At 44.7% G+C, this 19,824-nt stretch carries 17 protein-coding genes and 2 tRNA genes; 10 read left to right on the top strand and 9 right to left on the bottom strand.

Translation table 11 applies throughout. The annotated features are described in order from the left end of the window. Nucleotides 1-72: 72 nt before the first annotated feature. From L6E24_RS12250 to L6E24_RS12275, 6 genes are all read right to left on the bottom strand, one after another. Nucleotides 73-906 (bottom strand): TatD family hydrolase, encoded by an 834-nt coding sequence (locus tag L6E24_RS12250; RefSeq protein WP_257742260.1) that lies wholly within the window; start codon nt 904-906, stop codon nt 73-75. 218 nt (nt 907-1,124) lie between these two features. Beyond that, a complete protein-coding gene (locus tag L6E24_RS12255; protein WP_257742261.1) occupies nt 1,125-1,451 on the bottom strand; it encodes a dihydroneopterin aldolase family protein in 327 nt (108 codons plus the stop codon). 212 nt (nt 1,452-1,663) lie between these two features. Next, entirely contained in the window at nt 1,664-2,275 is a 612-nt protein-coding gene (locus L6E24_RS12260; protein WP_257742262.1) for an ATP-binding protein, read from the bottom strand. A gap of 133 nt (nt 2,276-2,408) precedes the next feature. Next, the gene (locus L6E24_RS12265; RefSeq protein ID WP_257742263.1) at nt 2,409-2,957 is read right to left on the bottom strand and encodes a hypothetical protein; all 549 of its coding nucleotides are present in this window, start codon (nt 2,955-2,957) and stop codon (nt 2,409-2,411) included. Between the two features lie 125 nt (nt 2,958-3,082). After that, nucleotides 3,083-5,203: a minichromosome maintenance protein MCM gene (locus L6E24_RS12270; RefSeq protein ID WP_257742264.1), complete on the bottom strand. Its 2,121-nt coding sequence runs from the start codon at nt 5,201-5,203 to the stop codon at nt 3,083-3,085. Between the two features lie 48 nt (nt 5,204-5,251). Next, nucleotides 5,252-6,229 carry a replication factor C small subunit gene (locus L6E24_RS12275; protein ID WP_257742265.1) on the bottom strand — a complete coding sequence of 326 codons (978 nt, stop codon included), beginning with the start codon at nt 6,227-6,229 and terminating at the stop codon, nt 5,252-5,254. Nucleotides 6,230-6,437: 208 nt separating this feature from the next. Here L6E24_RS12275 and L6E24_RS12280 point away from each other — a divergent pair, with 208 nt between their 5' ends. Beyond that, the gene (locus L6E24_RS12280) at nt 6,438-7,196 is read left to right on the top strand and encodes a hypothetical protein (RefSeq protein WP_257742266.1); all 759 of its coding nucleotides are present in this window, start codon (nt 6,438-6,440) and stop codon (nt 7,194-7,196) included. A 279-nt stretch (nt 7,197-7,475) separates the two neighbouring features. Here the strand turns inward: L6E24_RS12280 and L6E24_RS12285 are convergent, their stop codons facing one another. Continuing rightward, entirely contained in the window at nt 7,476-8,030 is a 555-nt protein-coding gene (locus L6E24_RS12285) for a TATA-box-binding protein (protein ID WP_257742267.1), read from the bottom strand. 399 nt (nt 8,031-8,429) lie between these two features. Here L6E24_RS12285 and L6E24_RS12290 point away from each other — a divergent pair, with 399 nt between their 5' ends. Further along, complete coding sequence (locus L6E24_RS12290) at nt 8,430-10,307, top strand: AMP-binding protein (RefSeq protein ID WP_257744025.1); 1,878 nt, start codon at nt 8,430-8,432, stop codon at nt 10,305-10,307. Between the two features lie 31 nt (nt 10,308-10,338). Here L6E24_RS12290 and L6E24_RS12295 read toward each other — a convergent pair whose 3' ends face one another. Next, nucleotides 10,339-11,739 (bottom strand): response regulator, encoded by a 1,401-nt coding sequence (locus tag L6E24_RS12295; RefSeq protein WP_257742268.1) that lies wholly within the window; start codon nt 11,737-11,739, stop codon nt 10,339-10,341. Between the two features lie 258 nt (nt 11,740-11,997). On the opposite strand from L6E24_RS12295, the gene L6E24_RS12300 reads away from it, so the two are divergent. From L6E24_RS12300 to L6E24_RS12310, 3 genes are all read left to right on the top strand, one after another. After that, complete coding sequence (locus tag L6E24_RS12300) at nt 11,998-13,869, top strand: AMP-binding protein (RefSeq protein WP_257742269.1); 1,872 nt, start codon at nt 11,998-12,000, stop codon at nt 13,867-13,869. 184 nt (nt 13,870-14,053) lie between these two features. Beyond that, a tRNA-Leu gene (locus tag L6E24_RS12305) sits at nt 14,054-14,138 on the top strand. A gap of 74 nt (nt 14,139-14,212) precedes the next feature. Then, nucleotides 14,213-14,297: transfer RNA gene (locus L6E24_RS12310), tRNA-Leu, on the top strand. Nucleotides 14,298-14,489: 192 nt separating this feature from the next. Here the strand turns inward: L6E24_RS12310 and L6E24_RS12315 are convergent. Beyond that, nucleotides 14,490-14,735 (bottom strand): hypothetical protein, encoded by a 246-nt coding sequence (locus L6E24_RS12315; RefSeq protein ID WP_257742270.1) that lies wholly within the window; start codon nt 14,733-14,735, stop codon nt 14,490-14,492. A 667-nt stretch (nt 14,736-15,402) separates the two neighbouring features. Here L6E24_RS12315 and L6E24_RS12320 point away from each other — a divergent pair. The 5 genes from L6E24_RS12320 to L6E24_RS12340 all read left to right on the top strand — a co-directional run bounded on the left by L6E24_RS12320 (nt 15,403) and on the right by L6E24_RS12340 (nt 19,503). Next, nucleotides 15,403-15,855, top strand: a complete 453-nt coding sequence (locus L6E24_RS12320; protein ID WP_257742271.1) for a cache domain-containing protein — start codon at nt 15,403-15,405, stop codon at nt 15,853-15,855. 285 nt (nt 15,856-16,140) lie between these two features. Further along, complete coding sequence (locus L6E24_RS12325) at nt 16,141-16,611, top strand: hypothetical protein (protein WP_257742272.1); 471 nt, start codon at nt 16,141-16,143, stop codon at nt 16,609-16,611. Between the two features lie 407 nt (nt 16,612-17,018). Then, nucleotides 17,019-17,765 carry a hypothetical protein gene (locus L6E24_RS12330; protein WP_257742273.1) on the top strand — a complete coding sequence of 249 codons (747 nt, stop codon included), beginning with the start codon at nt 17,019-17,021 and terminating at the stop codon, nt 17,763-17,765. Between the two features lie 140 nt (nt 17,766-17,905). Further along, nucleotides 17,906-18,517 carry an HD domain-containing protein gene (locus tag L6E24_RS12335; protein WP_257742274.1) on the top strand — a complete coding sequence of 204 codons (612 nt, stop codon included), beginning with the start codon at nt 17,906-17,908 and terminating at the stop codon, nt 18,515-18,517. Between the two features lie 164 nt (nt 18,518-18,681). Beyond that, on the top strand, nt 18,682-19,503 hold the full coding sequence (locus L6E24_RS12340) for a DUF4097 family beta strand repeat-containing protein (RefSeq protein ID WP_257742275.1): 822 nt from the start codon (nt 18,682-18,684) through the stop codon (nt 19,501-19,503). The last annotated feature ends 321 nt before the right edge of the window (nt 19,504-19,824 follow it).

Raw genomic sequence — 19,824 nt, forward strand, 5'->3', positions numbered from 1 at the left:
TGCAAATGCTCTGTTTTTCCGGAAAAATAGGTTTTAATGTTATTTTATTTGTTATATGTCTGGTTTGGTATTTCAGCCTAAGTTAATCTCAACGCCGTAGATCTTCTCTGGATTGTCTTTATGAATTTTATATGCCTGTTCTTCTGTTATTTTTCCGGATTCGATGAGCTTTCGTGTAAAACGCGGGACTGACTTAGGACCGATTACAGAGCCGGGCCGGCTGTTTTCGTCCATGTAGTCGCTCTCCATGGTAAAGAGCCGCCCCTGCCGGGCAAGGTCGGGTATTGCCTCATGTTTTGCGATTAGTGAGGGTGTGAGAGGTGTCTCCGGGATTCCGAAATGCTTTACAATTCTGTGGATGTCCATCCCGGATTTTTGTGCCATTGTTACGACATCTTCACACGGGCCGGTCTCGGCATGGATCTGAAGCGCGCAGTCTGCATCATGCGCAAGGGCTATTGCATGTGCAAGCACTCTGTTGGAGGCATCCCATACATCCGGAGTTACTTCGTAGTGCGGCCTTCCGCTCTTTAAGGCCACTGCTTCACCGTTTCTTACATATTCTGCCGCAACAGTAAGTCCGGCAGACATCACATCTGCTGCTTCTTCAACGGTCATTCCGGCGGCCGTTAGTTTGCCTATCTCTGCCGGGTGGACTCCGAGAATCGGGAATGTCTTCACTCCGTTCTCTGTTATCTCATCTGCAAGTTGTATTGTCTTTTCAAATACAGGTCTGAAGTCCTCTCCTGACTGCGGGGTAATTCCAAAAGACCAGGATGGCTTTGTAACAAGGAATATGTGCGTGCCGCCTGATCTCTTGAATTCCAGTGCTGCTTTTATTCCTTTTCCATTGACCGGATCTATGTGCATGTGGTCATCGGTTATGGGTATATCTTTCAGAATCATTGTGGTGGAAAAATTATGCTGGATGGTTGTCTGCCGGTGTAATGGTCTGTTCTGTCAGCCGGCAGTCTCTTCTGTTGTTTCTGGTAAATCCGGATGTATGAGTCCGGATCTGTTAATGCCTGTTCAGATGAATCCTTTTCAGATCAGTTCAATTCAGTTCAGATCAGTTTAATTCAGTTTAATTCAGTTTAATTCAGTTTAATTCAGTTTAATTCAGTTCAGATCAGTTCAATGATTGTCATCATCGGGTAGTCTTCCTCTACCTTTAGCTGTGCATGGCATGTTGCATTCCCTACTTTTGTCCTGATTTTTACATCAAACATCTTTCCGGATAGTTCACTGTAGCCGAATGCGTTTAAGACCATCTGTGAGGTGTCTATTTTTACTGTGATCTCATCAACATAGGGCTGAAGTCCTACTGCACCTTCAATTGCCTTCTCAACGCTTCCGGCAGTCTGCGGGGAGATTGGTGTGCCTACCCACTGGTGGTAGAGTGCTCCGAGTTTGATTCCGGCTTCAAATGCTGCTTTTGCTTTTTTCTCCATAATCATATTTTGCAGTTTATCAGCATTAAATAGTAACGGGATAATCGGGTTGTTGCGGATCGTCATGGATCATAATCAGACCATAATTGGATCATATCTGACCCTAATCGGATCATTTTTGCAATGATCTAATCCTAATTGGATCATTTTTGCAATGATCTAATCCTAATCGGATCATTTTTGCAATGATTAGGTTAGAATATAATTTCACTTCAGGAATTGAGTCTGTAGGTTGTTGTTCTCCCTTTTCCGGCCTGTTTTAGAATTTTCATTGATTCAAGTTCGATGAGTTCTCTCTTTGTTGTTCCGCTTGAAACAGAATTCAGTTCCCGATATATCTTATTTGAGATCTCCCCGTTGTTGATAACATACTCAACTGCTCTTATCTGGCGTTCATTGAGATTTTTCTCCATTATAATGTCTTGAATTGAAAGTCTAGTGTTTATTAGGGGTTTGACATTGTCTGTAACTTCAGCATCGCCGGTTTCAACTGTTTCTGTTGTTTTGGCATTCTTCCGGAAATAGACCGAAAAACCATCCATCTCCTCTTTAAATTCCGGCTCAGGCAGTCCTGCCTCCAGAAATTCTTTTGATATTCTTTCTATGCCGCTACCCCAGAATTCTATGAAATTTGCCCTGCACATCATATTTACAATGAGTGGGTTACAGGGGACAGACGAATGTGGGCTGTGCAAATCCTTGATTGTGATCCTCTTTGGCGGTCCCATCGGATTGTAAAACCAGATGTGATCATCAAAGATCTTGATCTGTGTCTGCCTGTTGGACTTAAAATAATCCTGGTGAACAACAGCATTCAGCAGCACCTTACGTATAGAATTAAGCGGATAGTTTCAGACATCCTTTCTTCTGAATGAGTCTCCCGGAAATTCGTACCTGACCTCTATATAATTCCGGATTGCTTCTTCTGATTCTTCAATCTGTCTGAAGAGATTTCCATCAATGAATCAGGTCTGATGCCTTAACAGGCCGGTCCTCATACGTCATGCAGTAGTACCTAAGATCCATATCCCTCGCTACAGTTTCCCATAAGAAATCCGGAGCTGAAAGCCTCAGGTTCAGCGGCAGCCTGCATGAGCGTATCTTAAAGCATTTTGATATGTCCCTATATATAGTCCCTGAAAAGTATTCCTCACCCTCCGGAGGCATCATGATATAGACATGACTGCTGGTTACAACAATCATTCCCCTCATTGAACATGCACAGGCCGTATATATGTCATTTATGGAAAATGACCCGCCACGGGGGTGATTGTGCATAAAGACAGTGCCAAAGAGCCTCATAATCTCCCTGTGGCTGAACTGTATCTTCCACCGGCTTCCCTTCAGGCTGAATAAATGCTCAGAATTCCGATCAAATACAAAAGCATGCTCAAGATAATTGTCCCGGATTTTTACTGCATAGTTCATAACTGTGGCAGCATTCTTTTTTTCCGGGTCAGTTGTGTTGATAACGGCTGTGGTACCTCCGGCTTTGTTCTCACACATTAAAAATAATTTTTTCTATTACAAATTAAATTTAATTGGTGTGGTGGAGGCTATAAATAATAAACATCGTTTTGGAAAAGTATGTGTATAAAAAAGAAAATTCCGGGTTTAACCCTTCTTGTTTCTCAGATCAGCTTAATGATGCCATGCCTCGGCTCCATCGCCTCTCCGCTTCTTAAGAGGTCATCAATCCTCTTTCTTATATCATCCTTATTGTGGCCCTTCTGCTGAAGTATCTCCTGCACCTCTTCAATGCGGGTATATCCATTGTCATCCGCATTGTTTCTGATAGTCTCCTTGATCTCCCGGATAATATCACGACGCTGTTTTGGAATGCCTGTGACAAGCTTGTCAATATCAAAACTTCCGGTATCGGGGTCATATGCAACATCCCTTAAGCAGCGGTCAACAATCCTGATAACCCTCTCAGCATCCTCCGTCTCAATCTTTTTGGAGAGCCTTATCCTTGCACTGGCTTCAGAAAGCCTCACAAGCGCTTCAAGCTGCCTTGCAGTGACAGGCACAGGCTTGTTGTCATCCGCAAATCCTCTCAGGTTGAGATAGTAATCAATCAGCTTCTCCTTGGCTTCCTTTGAGAGCAGAGGGAAGCAGTTTCTCTTGGAATACGCGATATATTTCCTGAAGAGGATTGGATCAATATCCGGAGTTACAGGTGCAAGTGCCCTTTCGATATACTCCGCATCTATACCCTCAATCGCCTCTTTTTTGGTATGCTCAATAAGCTCTCCAACTTCGTGGGCTTTGAGTATATGCTCACCGATTGCACGGTCAAGCGTGTTGTTCGGCTTATCCTTCATAACAAATATGAGATCAAAACGTGATAGCAGGGATGGCGGCATATTGATCTGCTCTGCCATAGGTGCAAATTCATCAAACCGTCCCATCTTCGGGTTTGCCGCACCAAGCAGTGCACACCGGGATCTTAAGGTCGCCGTAATTCCTGCCTTGGCTATGGAGATGGACTGCTGTTCCATCGCCTCGTGCAGAGCGCTTCTGTCCTCCTTCGCCATCTTATCCATCTCATCCACTGCGGCTATACCCATATCCGCAAGGACGAGTGCACCTGCTTCAAGTGTCCACCTGCCGTCACCAAATTCGTCCTTAACCGCTGTTGCAGTAAGTCCGGCAGAGGTGGAGGACTTTCCGCTCGTATAAATCCCCCTTGGCGAGAGCCTTATCACATAACGGAGCATCTGGGACTTGGCAATACCCGGATCTCCGACAAGGAGCATATGAATATCGCCACGAAGATGGCTCCCGTCCGGAAGTTCCTTCATGATTCCACCAAAGAGAATGAGTGATATTGCCTCCTTCACCTCATCATTGCCGTAAATTGATGGCGCAATTGAATGTGAAAACTTATAATAGAGATCCGGGTCACGGCTCAGCTCCATTATATGCTCTTCGTCCTCCTCAGAGATTGCCACCTCCTCAAATTCCTTCTCACTCATCTCAAGGGAATTTGCCTCAAGGTAGATGTCAAAGAGAGAACTCTTGTTTCCGTGTGTTACACGCTGAATTGACCTTAATATCCCGTTGATGACTATACGGTCACCCGGCGCTGCTATTGCAACGAGATCATCTGTGATGTCAACATCAATCGTCTCAGGCTGCTCACCGCCCCTGAGGCCCTCAGGCGACTCCTGCATCCTGACCTTCTGAACATCCAGAAATTTGGAGAGGGACGGGACAAGCTCCATCTTTGTCGCCCGCTCGCACTGTTCACACGGCCTGTACGGCTCCTGAAACTTTCCATAGCCCTGCCTGTAGGGGGGTGTCATAGTTCCGCAGGTAAGGCACCTGAACACCGCAGATGTCAGCCTAGGTCTGACCTCGGTTACCTTTCTGACAATTCCCTCAATTGAGATGAATGTGTTGATGTGGTGCGCCCTTATTTCCCTGGCTGCTATTTTTTTAGGCAGGCCGATAAACCGGATATTAACCTCGTCTGCCTTCTCTTCCTCGTCCTTTGTAAAGATCAGATTGTTATTCTTTATCGCGTCCCTGACATCGCCTATTACCTTGCCTGGGTTTTTCAGGATCTCATCTGCAAGTGAAAGACCCTTCTTGCCCCACTTCTCAAGCTTCCGGTAGTCAATTACAACCGATCTCTTATGCGGGAATTCTCTGGCAATCTCACTCAGTTCTGCCTTATAGTGCTTCTTTAAAAATCGGGTCCAGTCTCCCACCCTGTCAGTAACATTTGCACTATTCTCTTCTGCCAAAAATCTCCTCCCTTACTATTATTATGCTGTATTATCTCTGTTTAAAGTTCAGTTTCCGGCGCATTTTCGTGCACTTATTACCGACCTTGCAATGAGGGCTTCCATCTGAATACCAGGATCTGATCCCTCACTTATTCTGAAATCAGTCTCACCAAGATGTGAGATCATCTCAAGCTTAAGTTCACGGCCTATTGATTTGTGGCCGACAATGGTTCTGTATAACTGATTTATCAGTTCGTTTGGTGCAATGCCCCTCTTTATTGTGAGTTCATCCAGCTTATGCTCTGCACCATCAAAGTCGGCTTCGATGATAATCTCTAAAAGCTCCAGAATCTCATCCGGTTTTGCAGTCGAGGTGATCTCAAAGATCATCTCCTCTTTTATCTCCGGATCTATTATCGCTGCACCCTGAAGCGCATTTATGGCCTTTCTCATATCTCCGGCTGACACATAAATTATCGCGCTTATCGCATCTTCTGAGAGTGTCAGACCCTCATGCTCGGCGATCTTCATCAGTTCTTCGGTTATTGCTTCCCGGTCGAGCGGCCTGAAACGGTATATTGCACACCGGGACTGTATCGGGTCAATTATCTTGGATGAATAGTTACATGAGAGAATAAAGCGGCATGTCCTCGCATAATTCTCCATTGTCCTTCTGAGGGCCGCCTGTGCATCGTTTGTCAGTGCGTCCGCCTCGTCAAGGAAGAGTATCTTAAACTCCGCGCCTCCCATCGGTGCTGTCCTTGCAAACTGCTTGATCTGATTTCTGACAACATCAATCCCCCTCTCATCCGAAGCATTCATCTCCCTGAAATTGACATTCCAGTGCTCCCCGTAGAACTCCTTTGCAAGTGCCACAGCAGATGTGGTCTTGCCTATCCCTGCTGTCCCGGTAAAGAGGAGGTGGGGCAGGCTTTTTGTTTTCACGTAGGATTTCAGGCGTGATATTATCTCTTTCTGGCCAACGACATCGTCAAGTTTTTTGGGCCTGTATTTCTCTATCCAGATTGTATTTGAATCATCCATGCGTCAGACTTCCGTATTTGGTTTATATTATCTTCGACTGTGTGCCGTGCTCTGAATTTCTGCTCTGTTGTAAGAATTATTTGTCCCCGGAGAACTAATTATTATTCAGTAAATATTTTGTCAGTATGTGACTTTAAGTAATTCACCCGGAATGATGAGCCGGAATATTGCGTGCATACTGACTAAAACTTATAATGGATGCCTGATTATGCCAAAACCGCCAGAATATATGTTTGCATGCGAATTTGAACGGATATCTCCGGGCAAGAAAGATCTGCATCTCCCTTCCGGAAAAATTTTGTCAGAGGATGTATTCATATCCGGCGCACTGACAGAGCGGTCTCTGAATAAGATGCAGAAGAGGGTTTTTATGAGGGTTGCGGATGCAACCGGCGTTTTCATTGTGAGCGCACCGGAAAAATCCCCGGTGGCGGAGAGTCTGCTCTCCCTGAAGGTTCCGTCATTCGTATCAGTCTATGGCAGGCTCTCATCCGGATATTATGAGGGCCGTCTGCACCCGCTCATCATACCATATGCTGCTAAGGAGATATCTTCTGAAGTCAGGGACAGTCTGGTGACAGAGACCGCAAAGAGAACGGTGCAGAGAATTAAGGGGTCAGGGCGGCCGGCATCAGATATAATTCCGGTTTTAAATTCTGCAAAACTGATGCTTGGCACTGTCAGGGAGAGGGCCGGTTCTGATACTGTATTACCTTTTGTCAGCAGTGCTGATGGTGCATCCACGCAGGCGCAGGCTATTGGCGCAGATGATGCCTCACTGAGGGATGAGGTGATAATTCCGATAATAAAGGCCGGAAGCGGGAAGAAGGGAATTATAATGGATGAACTCTTTAATAAGTGCAGAGCGGCAAATATTCCGGATGACAGGGCCAGATCCATTCTTAAAGAGATGCTTACAGAGGGTGACTGCTATATGCCGCCCGGCGGTTATCTGAAATTACTCTGATATTTATGAGGGGGCAGATGTGACACTGATTATGCAGAATAATTTCAGAAGGATGTATCTCTCCTGTCAATGAAATGGTGGCGATTTGCCCCTTTATGATTATAAATTGTGCAATGTGCAGTTAAATATTGCACTGTGCAGTTTTTTACTGTTTTCCCGGTGTTTGTCTGCCGGAATTCTGATAATAAGTACAATTCCCGGAATTGTGATAAAATGTACAATTGTCCTGCTCCTGCGCAGGCAGTTGTTATAAGAAAATTATTGGTTTGATCTTCTTCATTACATTATACTGTCAAGTTTTGATTCAAGAACATCAAGGCCGCTTTTTATATCCTCCATATTCTTTCCGCCGGTCAGGATTATCTTTCCGGATGAGAAGATAAGCGCGACAATCTTTGGTTTTTCTATTCTGTAAACCAGTCCCGGGAACTGTTCAGGTTCATACTCAATATTTTCAAGATTAAGCGTAACAACGATTCTGTTGAGGTTTACCGGCTTTCCCATGTCATATGAGCACACAATGTTTGTAACCTTGACATTGGGCACGTCAAATGTATCCACTCCGTTCTCTTTCAGCGATTTTATGATGATGTCAAGCCCTTTTCCAAGGTCTTCATTATTCCTTATCCCTGTCAGAACAACTTTTCCGGAGGAGAACAAAAGAGCCGCAATCTTAGGCACAGTTATCCTTAATACAGCCCCTGGAAATCTCTTTGTATTAAGCTCACAATTTTCAATGTTTTCTGAAATTGACTGCAAATCCATCTCTTTTGCGATTTCTCCGGATGCAACAATATTTTCAATCTTAAGTGAGTCGTAACTCTTCTCAGCCATTGCTTACTCAATTGCAGGCATCAGACCATAATATTAATTGTTTTGACCCGGAAGAAGATGGCAGGTCCTGCCTCCCGGAAAGTATGCTATGTGTGGTTATGTTCTGCCTGTAATTGTCTGTTGATAGTATTTTTGGCTCATATATGCCTCTGAAATTCCAAAGCTTCATATTGGCCCGTCCTTACGGTTCAAACTGGAGATTATGTGGTTTTATGTATGTTTTGTGGTTATGTACATCTGTTGTGATGTTGTTATGTGTGCCCGGTCAGTTTTTCCGGTTGTTGCTGCGGCAGACTTTTTCCTGTATTTCTGGTATCTGTCACCCGGAATTTTACCTTGGAATGGTGGATGTACATACATAAACAAACATTAAATTACATTGTTGCAGACATTTATGGTATGGATTACAATGACGAGAAGTTTTATACTCCGCAGGAGGTTGCGGACCGTTTAAAGGTTGAGGCGCGGACTGTTCATGCCTGGCTGAGGGATGGCACTATGAAAGGTATGAAGGTCGGACGGCTCTGGAGAATATCGGAGAGTGAGGTTGTCAGGGCAAAGTCCGGCGAAAAAGCTCCGGAATCACAGAGCTACTCCCGCAAAAACAGAAAAATTTCCGGCATCCACAATATGATGGATTATGATGAAACAAAGAAGAATTATAACATTGAAGTTCCTGAATATTTCAATTTTGGATATGATGTCGTTGATCACTGGGCTGAGACTGACAGAAACAAACTTGCAATGATCTGGGTGGATCAGGACGGTCATGAGAAGAAATATTCTTTCAGAGATATGAAGAACCTCTCTAACCAGGCTGCAAATATCTTTCTTAAATATAATGTCAATAAAGGGGACCGCGTTCTTATCATGCTTCCGAGGATTCCGGAATGGTGGATATTTGTCACAGCAATCATCAAACTTGGTGCTGTTGTATGCCCATGCCCTGTTCTTCTTACACCAAAGGATCTGAAGTACAGGATAAATGCCGGAAAGTTCAGTATGGTCATAACTGACCTTGAGAATGCGCCTAAGGTGAATGAGATCTGCGACAAATGCCCGACACTCAGGTCAAGATTTCTGGCAGACGGTGAACTTGAGGGCTGGGCAAGCTTTCCGTTTGAACTCTTATATCCTGCACCGGTCTCTCATAAATCCGTCAGCATGCCTGCTGATTTCAGAACCAGATCTGACGATCCAATGCTTATCTATTTCACATCCGGAACTACTGGTGAACCTAAGATGGTTCTTCATGACAATGGTTATCCGCTTGGTCATAAGGTTACGGCAGAGCTGTGGCATGACCTTACACCAAATGATGTTCATTTTACATCTTCAGACACCGGATGGGCAAAATGTGCCTGGGGTAAGATATTCGGGCAGTGGATCGCCGGAGCATGCCTGCTGATCATTGATGTTAGGGGTAAGTTTGAGGCGACAAAGCTGCTCCCGGTTATTGAGAAGTATGAAGTTACGAGTTTCTGCTGCCCGCCAACGATATACAGAATGCTCATACTTGCAGATCTATCCAAATTCGATCTCTCAGAACTCCGCCACTGCACCAGTGCAGGTGAACCGTTAAATCCGGAAGTCATCAGGGTCTGGCAGGAGGGAACGGGTCTCACTATACATGAAGGATACGGGCAGACCGAGACATGCTGCGCCATTGCATCTTTTGCATGTATGGAGAATAAGCCGGGATCTATGGGAAAACCCTCTCCGGGGTGGAATATTGAGCTGCATGATGACGATGGAAAGCTGGTTGGAAATTATGAGGAGGGCAGGATTGCCATATCGTTAAATCCAAAGCCGGTGGGGCTTTTGGTTGAGTATCTTGACAATGATGAGGCAAATGCCGAGTCTTTTGTTGACGGGTTTTATTATACCGGAGATAAGGCATACCGGGATGATGACGGCTATCTCTGGTTTGTCGGGAGAAATGATGATGTCATTAAGAGTTCCGGCTACAGGATCGGGCCGTTTGAGGTCGAGTCGGCCCTCCTTGAACATCCGGCAGTGAAGGAGTCTGCTGTTGTCGGTTCTCCTGACCGTATCAGAGGTCTGGTTGTCAAGGCCTTTGTTGTGTTAAATGAAGGTTTTGAACCCGGAGATGAACTTGTAAGGGATATTCAGAAGTTTGTCAAGAGGATAACTGCGCCGTATAAATATCCGCGTCTGATTGATTTTGTTGAGGAGCTTCCAAAGACTCTCTCCGGTAAGATTAAGAGAAATGAACTGAGAGACGGTGAAGTTAAGAAATTCAGAAAAGCGGAGTAGCTGACAATTCTGTTAACCCCTGCAAATTTTTTTATTTCTTTCTTTTTTCGTCCCATTCCCGCGTTTTATTGCCCATATGTCTCATTGTATTCATTGCGTCCTCATATCTGACGGTCTGGAGCTGAATTGCAGAGAGTGTCTCTGATGCCTCTGATGCACTGTCCATAATCTGTGATATTTTAAGGCCGGTTTCACCCCTGGCAATATTGATGATATTTAATATCGGGTTGTTTATCTGATCGAGAAGAGCTGTTATCTTTGATATGCTCTCTTCTATCTCTGTAATATTCCTGTCAATCTCTTCAGAATAGGTCAGTATTGCATTACTTTTTGTTGCGTCCCGGAGATATACTATGAGGTTTGTTACCGTGCCGGATTTTACAACCGGATATATGATGATCTCTATAAGGAGGAATCCTGTTCTGGTATTTATCCGTCGTCTTCCGGAGTAGGTATTGCCTGTCCTGATGGTTTCTATGTATTCGTCCGGATTTATTATTGATTTTATTCCTGAAATTTCATATACCTGCATTCCCTGCTGGATTTTGCCTGTATTTAAATAATCGGCAAATTCATCGAATTTCCGGTTGGTGTACAGTACTTTCAGGTTTCTTGTCAGTACAAATACGTTCTCGTCTATTGTGTTTAGTATTTCAGGGATTATCTCTGTTCTGCTCTCTTTTTCCGGCAGATATTTTTTTCTGTCTGAGATCTCTATGAACTGGTGGATCTTATCGTTTCTCCGGTCATAATAAAATCCTGTAAGCAGGAGTGCTTTTTTTATCCCTCTTGAGGTTTTTATTCTGATCTCCTGTGGATATGTCAGGTCTTTTTCAATTCCGGAATTTTCATCTCTGCTGTTTTCCTGTATGAATATCTCCTGTGCCGGAGTTCCTTTCAGGTCTTCAGGTTTTGTTCCGATTATCAGCGCTGCTTTTTTGCTGATTTCTGAGATTCTGCCTTCACTGTCCAGAAAGATTACAGGTGATGTGAAATATCTTATTATCTCTGTTATTCCTTCTGTTCTGATTTTTTTTGGTGTTTCTACTGAATTTTTTATCTTGTTCTTGTATATTGCCATCTCGATATTGCTGAATAGTTCCTTTTCCCTGTATGGCTTTATTAAAAATCCTGCGGGGTTTATTGCGATGGCTCTGTTTACGATCTCTTCGTCTGAATTTCCGGTGAGGAATATTACCGGTATGTCATAAAGGCCCATGATCTTTTCTGCGGCTTCTATTCCATCCATATCTCCTTTCAGCCTTATATCCATCAGGATGAGATCAGGTTCTGTCTTTCTGGAGAGGTCTATTGCATCAATTCCGTTTGTTGCAATTCCCGGCACTTCATATCCCATTTTTTTCAGGGTTGCCTTTATCTCCATTGCAATTATTATTTCGTCTTCAACAACCAGTATTTTATTTTTTCCCAATTAATTTATCCTCCGGCGTATTTTACTGGTTTTCCCCTTTTGTTTATTACATGTCCTGTTATGCTGGTGCAGATAATAGAAAATTGTTTTTTATTGTTTTTATTTTGGTTTGTCTGGTTTATATGATATTGCACTGATTTATTTTTTCCCGCTGCCGCCCGTATCTATACTCGGACGTACTTGTGTTGGCCATTTGTATCTGTCGTGGTGTTTGTTGGAGAGAATATCTTTATATTTTGCACCACCATATATTCAGGAATGGTGCGTTTTTCTGTGACTATGGATGATGATCTGGTGAAGAAGATCGATGATGTCTCAGATCTCCAGAGTGTCTCGCGTTCTGAATGGATTGCTCAGGCGTGCGGCAGGGAGGCTGACATGTCGGTTATTCCCGGCGGCGGTCAGAGTCTGTATGATCTTTTACATCTCCGTTCCCAGATTCCGGTTGAAGAGCCGAATATGACTGATTATGAGGAGTTATGCAGTAATTTCTCTATTGATGTTCCGGAGTTTTTCAATTTTGGTTTTGATGTTATTGATGCCTGGGCAAAGATTGACAGGAACAAGAAAGCGATGATCTGGGTCAATCAGAGCGGTTATGAGAAGATTTTCACATTCCGGGATCTTATGAGCCGTTCCAATGAGGCGGCGAATATGCTTCTTAAGTATGGCATTAAGAAGGGTGATCGGGTTGCGATAATGCTTCCTCGTGTGCCTGAATGGTGGTTCTTTGCTGTTGCATGTATTAAACTGGGTGCTGTATTTGTGCCGTGCCCGACTATGCTCACAACAAAGGATCTTGTCTATCGGATCAATGCAGCCGGCATCAGGATGATGATCACAGATATGGAGAATGTTCCAAAGATTGATGATATCTGCCGTGAGTGTCCGTGCCTTCATTCAAGGCTTGTTGTTGACGGGAGAAAGGAAGGCTGGGTGAGTTATCTTGTTGAGCTTGATTATCCTGCGCCTGTTTCCGGTAAGCTTGTTGTGACCGGTCTTGAGAAGACGAGGTCGTCTGATCCGATGGTGATTTATTTTACATCCGGAACTACGGGTGAGGCCAAGATGGTGCTGCATGATCAGGCTCTTCCGCTGGGTCATATAACAACCGGTGCATACTGGCTTGATCTGAAGAAGAATGATGTTCATCTGACACTTTCTGATACCGGATGGGCGAAGTCTTCCTGGGGCAAGTTCTTCGGGCCGTGGATTCAGGGGGCATGCAGTGTTGTCTATGATATCCGTGGTAAGTTTAACGCAACCGAAATTCTGCCTATTCTGGAGAAGTATGAGGTTTCAACATTCTGCTGCCCGCCGACTATTTACCGTATGCTGATTATGGCTGATCTCGATAAGTTTGATCTGACACCGCTGCGCCATTGTGTCAGTGCGGGTGAGCCTCTCAATCCTGAGGTTATAAGGGTCTGGAAGGAAGGAACCGGCCTTGATATCTATGAGGGCTACGGGCAGACTGAACTTACGCTCTGTATCGGGACATTCCCTTGTATGAAGACCAAGCCTGGTTCAATGGGCAGGCCGTCTCCGGGATGGAATATCGTGCTTCATGATGAGAATGGTAAGGCTGTTAAAACCGGAGATGTCGGAAGAATTGCTGTACATATCAATCCGAAGCCTGTTGGTATGTTTATGGAGTACTTTGGCAATACTGAAGCCAATGAGGTATCTTTTTCAGGTGATTATTATTATACCGGTGATAAGGCCTGTATGGATGCGGACGGTTATTTCTGGTTTGTCGGCCGGGATGATGACGTAATTAAGAGTTCAGGTTACAGGATCGGGCCTTTTGAAGTTGAATCTGCTATTATGGAGCATCCGTCTGTGAAGGAGGTTGCTGTTGTGGGTTCACCTGATCCTATCAGGGGTCTGGTTGTCAAGGCTTTTGTTATACTGAAGGATGGTTATGAACCAACTGAGGTGCTTATTAAAGAGATTCAGAAGCATGTCAAGATGACGACTGCACCATATAAGTATCCGCGTATGATTGAGTTTGTTGAGGACCTTCCAAAGACGATCTCAGGCAAGATTAAGAGGAATGAACTCCGTGATATGGAGTATAAAAGGCATGTTCAGGAGAGTAGTTTCCGGAAACCTGCCGGAAAGGACTAACTTCTCTTTTATTATTTTTGTATTTTTACGCTCTTTGCGCCCTTTATATCTGTTGTAATTTTCACTTCCTTTATGCCTTTTATTTTATGGTTTTTTGTGATATTTTCGGGCGAATTAGGGTTTTACATAAAATTCAAAAACCAAGGTTTAATTAACTTAAGCTACAACTTATGTAGGTAATTGTGCGAGAGTTGCCAAGCCTGGTCAAAGGCGCCAGGTTCAGGGCCTGGTCTTGTAGAAGTTCGCAGGTTCGAATCCTGCCTCTCGCACTGGTGTCCAAATATTAATTATTAGTCCCTCAGGCTCAGAGACACTTTAATTATTGAGTCTTAGTTATTTGTTTGCGAGGATTGCCAAGCCTGGTCAAAGGCGCAAGGTTGAGGGCCTTGTCTCGTAGGAGTTCGCAGGTTCGAATCCTGCTCCTCGCACTTTTCATTCAGGTTTAAATCAAATAATCTGTTTTAATAACACTAAAATTAACTCCATATTATGCTTAAACTGGTCCCCATTTTGGAAAAACAGTATTTTTCACTTAATCAAAACTGAATACTCCGGAATGTCTATTCAGAGAGGATTATTCTCAGACATTTTATGAATTATCCTTTTGAAGAAGAATTCCCTCAGCTAATCAAAGCGGCGGTGGCGGTTCTTAAAGCTCCGGATATCAATAAAGTGCTGGTAACAATAAAGGTAGTTGGCATGTAGCATCCCGGATAGCAGACATAGGCATTGGTAAACCCTTCAAAATCCGGGAGGGTTACAGGTTTGGGATTGGAGACAAAAATATATGCCATACCAGACCCCTGAAGTACCGCCATACCCTCCACCCTTCCCTGAATCTGTCTGCCTTCTGGATCACAGGCCATATCTATAATGACCTGTTCACTGATCCGATTGAGTTTTTCTTAAGGAGCTTCATCTCCCTGATTCAGGGAAGAATTACTTCCATCTCTTTGATCCACACCTAAGCTGCCTCCTGAAGATTGACAGGGTCAGGGCTTCTGTCAGACTCTATCACTCCACACGGGGTGGCATCCTCCATAAGCCGGATAGAATCAGTAAAAAGGTTACGGGACGAGGCCTCACAGGTGTACATGCTCAGAAGTGAAATTTTCAGATTAATAAATTACCTCATAAAACCCTCTGTATTTTGGGAAAACCTGTGCATCTCCCCTGATTGTGCCTCCACCCGGATCGGTGTGAGGGGATCGGGAATCACCGGATCCCTGCCGGCAGTCTTTGCTTTGGTAATGTCATGCATCCGGTAAGAAGATTCGATACTGAACCGATGAACCCGATATACTGCTGAGAAACATTGCAATGATAGCGCGGGGATGGCCGATACAGGAGGAAATGGTTCCTGAGAGAACGGAATTGTCGCTACAATCCTCCGTTGCACTCATAAATAAACATCTTTATCGGGGGGAAAACGCAACCAAAAATATGCGCAAAGCGTCAATTTCATTTATTTTTATGCTTGTTCTTGGTCTGTTTCTTTTAACAGCTGGCTGTACACAGGAACAGCCTGATATCGTGACTCCACCGCAGGAAAATACCAATAACATTCCGCAGGACACCTACACCTCCAATGAAACACTTGTCGCCTTCGTTGACAGTGCAGCTGCCTATGTGAAAACAAACGGCAAAGAGAAAGCACTTGCAGAATTTAACAACCCAAATGGTTCGTTTATAGATGGCGAACTCTATATCTACGCCTATACCTTCAACGGTACAACCCTTGCCCATCCGGTCAGTCCGGAGAAGGTCGGATTATACCGTCTGGATGAGGGAGACACAGGTACGTTCCTCAGGGGATACATCGAATCGGTGAAAAACGGAAGCGGTTTTTACCAGCTCAATTATGTCAATCCCACACACGACAATACGCTCGAATCAAAACTGGTGTATGGTGTGAAAATTGATGATGACTGGTGGCTGGGTTCCGGAATATACACCGGCCCGGCAGAACCGTCACCAGTGAAGTAACTTTTTCTTCCCGCAGATCATACCGGCACCCGCCCCGGACGCATTGTCTGATTCCGGGACGGAATACCAACCGGGACATCCAATTTTTACTTTGGTGGGAGGCTGCGTTCTGATAATAACACGGACTATTCTCATACACCACGCAAATTCCGGGTGGCCGGCCGCAACGGAAGAAATTGTTTATTTCCTTCCGGAATATACCCGGATGCTATGAAACTGAAAATCATCCTGTGTGCGGGTATACTTTACTGATCTGCGGGTGTACAACCACCCCTCAGGAGAACAATGGAACCTGCCGCACGGTTCAGCCTCTCCCCCGGGGACATTCTTTCTCATCTTCTCATTACGGTTTGGGGGCGGCTGGAGCTATGCCTCAGAATCATAGATATATTAGTGTCAGTGAGAAGAAGACATCGGTGTACGACGAGGAGACAAAGCCGGTTTCCTCTCTGGAGGAAATCAATCTCCTTCTGTACCGGCGGGAAAACTATAAACGGGCAGGTTAATTTCACAGCAATGAACCCGGGTTTCTCCTTCTACGCGGTCTCCGGAGTAGCGAAAACTCAGGCAGAACCGACAACCGTTTCGACCCCGGCGGAGACGGCCCCACCTGCAACACCGTTACCAACTTCAGGGCAGACCACGGCCGTACCGACCTCTCAACCGGCACCCGGCATCCCGCTTTCGACGATCGCGATTGGTGGCGTGTTCGTTCTGGCACTGATAGGCATCGGGTATCTGGTCGGGCGCTGGTAGATTCAGTGATAACGGCACTGTTTGGGGACGGTGATTAGAAGAGACACCAGACACCTCACCCTTTTTTGATGAGATGCCCCACCAATGAAACGCATAGGAGGGGCGTAAGGGGTGGCGGATGTGAAAAACCTCCAACGGATTTTGTCCGGCAATCAAACTCTTTTCCGGGTTACCTTCTGCATGGACATATACCTATGTCCGGAAATAATTGCAAAGATTTAGGTATTTAAACTCCAATATTTAGATACTCTCTGGGTTTCCTACAGACAATCCAAAAAACGGGCACTTTTTGAACGCCGTCTCCGGCACGTTTACGGCTGGTGTCATAAATGGCATAATTCGATGATACGCTCCCTACACAGTACTTTTGAATACTCAGCGACAATCCCCAACAAAGAACGTGCATCATGGAAATAGATACTTTATTCTACTTCAATCAGGTTGTTCTCTTATCAATCCTTTTTAGCATATACTATGTAAGCGGCCAACTGGTCCGCCGGAAAGGAATTAAGGTAAATTACACACGAAAGATCAATCATTTTGCGATATTCTTCCTGCCGATTATTCTGGCCCTGCTGGTTGTCTATGATCAGTCACCAGTAACACGGGCGCTTGGACTGGTCATTGCCATCTGCGTATTATTTATCTTTATTCAGCCGATAAGGGAGCGGAGCGAAATTATCCGGATCATGTTCCTGTCCTTTGACCGGCCTGAGGACCGGCCCCACACGCTGCGCTGGCTGATAACACAATATCTCGCGGCTGCCATTGTAATCATCCTCCTGTTTATATATTTCACTTCGGTGAATCTGGGTGCGCTCGTTCTTATTCCTCTCCTTATAAACGGGCTGGGAGACGGGCTTGCCGAACCCGTCGGTGTGCGGTTTGGCCGGATAAAATATCATGCCCGTGCCCTCTTTTCCGATAAAATATATCAGCGTTCAATTGAGGGGAGCCTGTGTGTTTTTGTCGCAGGTATCCTGAGTATCATCGCATTGGGTTACGAGTTTACTCCTCCGCAATTCATCGCTGCACTCGTGACAATTCCGCTTGCCACAACACTTGCCGAGGCTTTTTCACCACATACGTGGGACTCACCATTTATCTTTGGAGTTGCCGGTGTACTGCTCATCGGTATCGTGAATCTGGTATAAGAATCAACAAGTATACACCCGTGCAGGAGATTTCAGATTATTTGCTCTTTTCAGGCCCGGATGGATCATTTTCCTGTGAGGTGGTGCCCTGCATATGGCCCGACCTCTTAATCTCCACCCGGCACCAACTTTTCTGCATCATGGACAGCACCGAGAATGAGACAATACTCGCCTATGTCGAGACGTTTTTTACCCAGTCAGGATCACACGGCCTTGACCACATCCTCCGCGTCACCCGCCTCTGTGAAGAGATCGGCCGGGCCGAAGGTGCGGATATGCAGATCCTCATACCGGCAGCACTCTTTCACGATGTCGCACGTCCGCTGGAGAAGAAAACCGGCATTCCGCACGAAGAGGAGGGAGCAAGAATAGCAGAGGAATACCTCCGGAAAAATAGCTTTGATTCAGAGCGTATTCCTGCAATCGTTCACGCGATACGCACTCACCGCTACAGCACCGGCCCAAAACCCGAAACTCCGGAGGCGAAGATCCTCTCTGATGCCGACAAACTCGATGCTATGGGAGCAGTCGGAATTGCACGGACTTTTATGCAGGCAGGCGAACACGGAGAGGGCATAGAAAGTGCCAATGACCACATACATGAAAAACTGCTGAAACTTAAGGATCTTATGTACACAGACAAAGCAGCAGAGATCGCAAAGCAAAGGCATGCCCTCCTGAAGCAGTTTACCGATGCCCTTGAGGACGAGACCACAAATGCCGCGATTATAGCGCGGGGAAATAAAGAATGAACTATAAGAAAAACAGCTCAGCCCCGGTATTATCCTGAGCTTTTGCAGTAATTATACACCTGTCCGGTATTAGCTATAGATAAAGAAAAGGCAGTTGCTGCTTTTCCGATGCCAAAATGTTTATGCATTTATATCACTGTCGATTGTACTAACGGAGAATCAGCATGAGAAAAATTATTACTTTATTACTGCTATTGGCAGTAGTGCTTACAACTGCCTTTTCCGGTTGTACAGCCACAGTACCGGAAAATGAAGTAACTGCACAGTTTAATGACGAATATGAGGCAGACAGCAATACAGTACTAAACGTTGATAATACAGACGGTGATATTTCAGTAAATAGTGGAGAAGTGGATAAAATTACACTGAAAGCTATTAAACGGACATATTACGGTGAAGATGAACTGAATAAAGTTAAAATTACTGCTACAGGAAGTGGCAATGAGATAACTGTCCGGACGACATATCCGGAAATGACTTCACCAATGGTTTCTGTAGATATGGAGATCACCGTACCTTCTGGTGTTACTGTAAACTCTGTTGAAGTGGTTAATGGAGATATCCGGATTTCCAACACAAAAGGAGATACATCGGCATCATGTTCCAACGGAGAGATAACAATGAACAATATCAATGGTTATGTATCGGCACAGGCAGATAATGGCGGGATTAATATCAGGAAAACAACGGGGATTAATGATCTGGAGATTGTAAATGGGGATATTGTCACTGACATTTTTGACATAAAGGACGATGTGACAATAAAAGGCGTCAATGGAGACATCACCGCATTCATAAATCCATCACTCAACGCTGCAATTGATATAGAAACGGCATATGGTATTGTTTCAGCAAATGACATCCAGTTAACACTCACCGGTTCTGAAGAAACGCATATAACTGGAGTGTTAGGTAACGGAGGGAATAAACTGACGATAGGAAATACAAACGGAGATGTGAATCTCAAGAAACTTTCGGTGAATTGATAATTCCTATTTCTTTTACTTCTTTTTTATAAATTAAAAGTCACAGACTTATCTCCGGTATGAACTAATGCCCCACCAGACATACAGACTTTTAATATGTGATACTCTTTTAGACTTAATTATCTACCTGCTTTGAATCATGCTTTGTCAATCCACCGCGTATAAGGTATTTTTTCAAAGCCGAAGAGAACTAAACCCATAGAGATTACACTGCAAAAAAGCCAGACCATCCTGCATTCATATCATCCCACCAGCAATTCCGCCATTCCACCTGAACATACCAAAATTCCGGACATCAGAAACAGCACAAAAAAACTCATT

The sequence above is a fragment of the Methanoplanus endosymbiosus genome (assembly GCF_024662215.1).
Taxonomy (GTDB): domain Archaea; phylum Halobacteriota; class Methanomicrobia; order Methanomicrobiales; family Methanomicrobiaceae; genus Methanoplanus; species Methanoplanus endosymbiosus.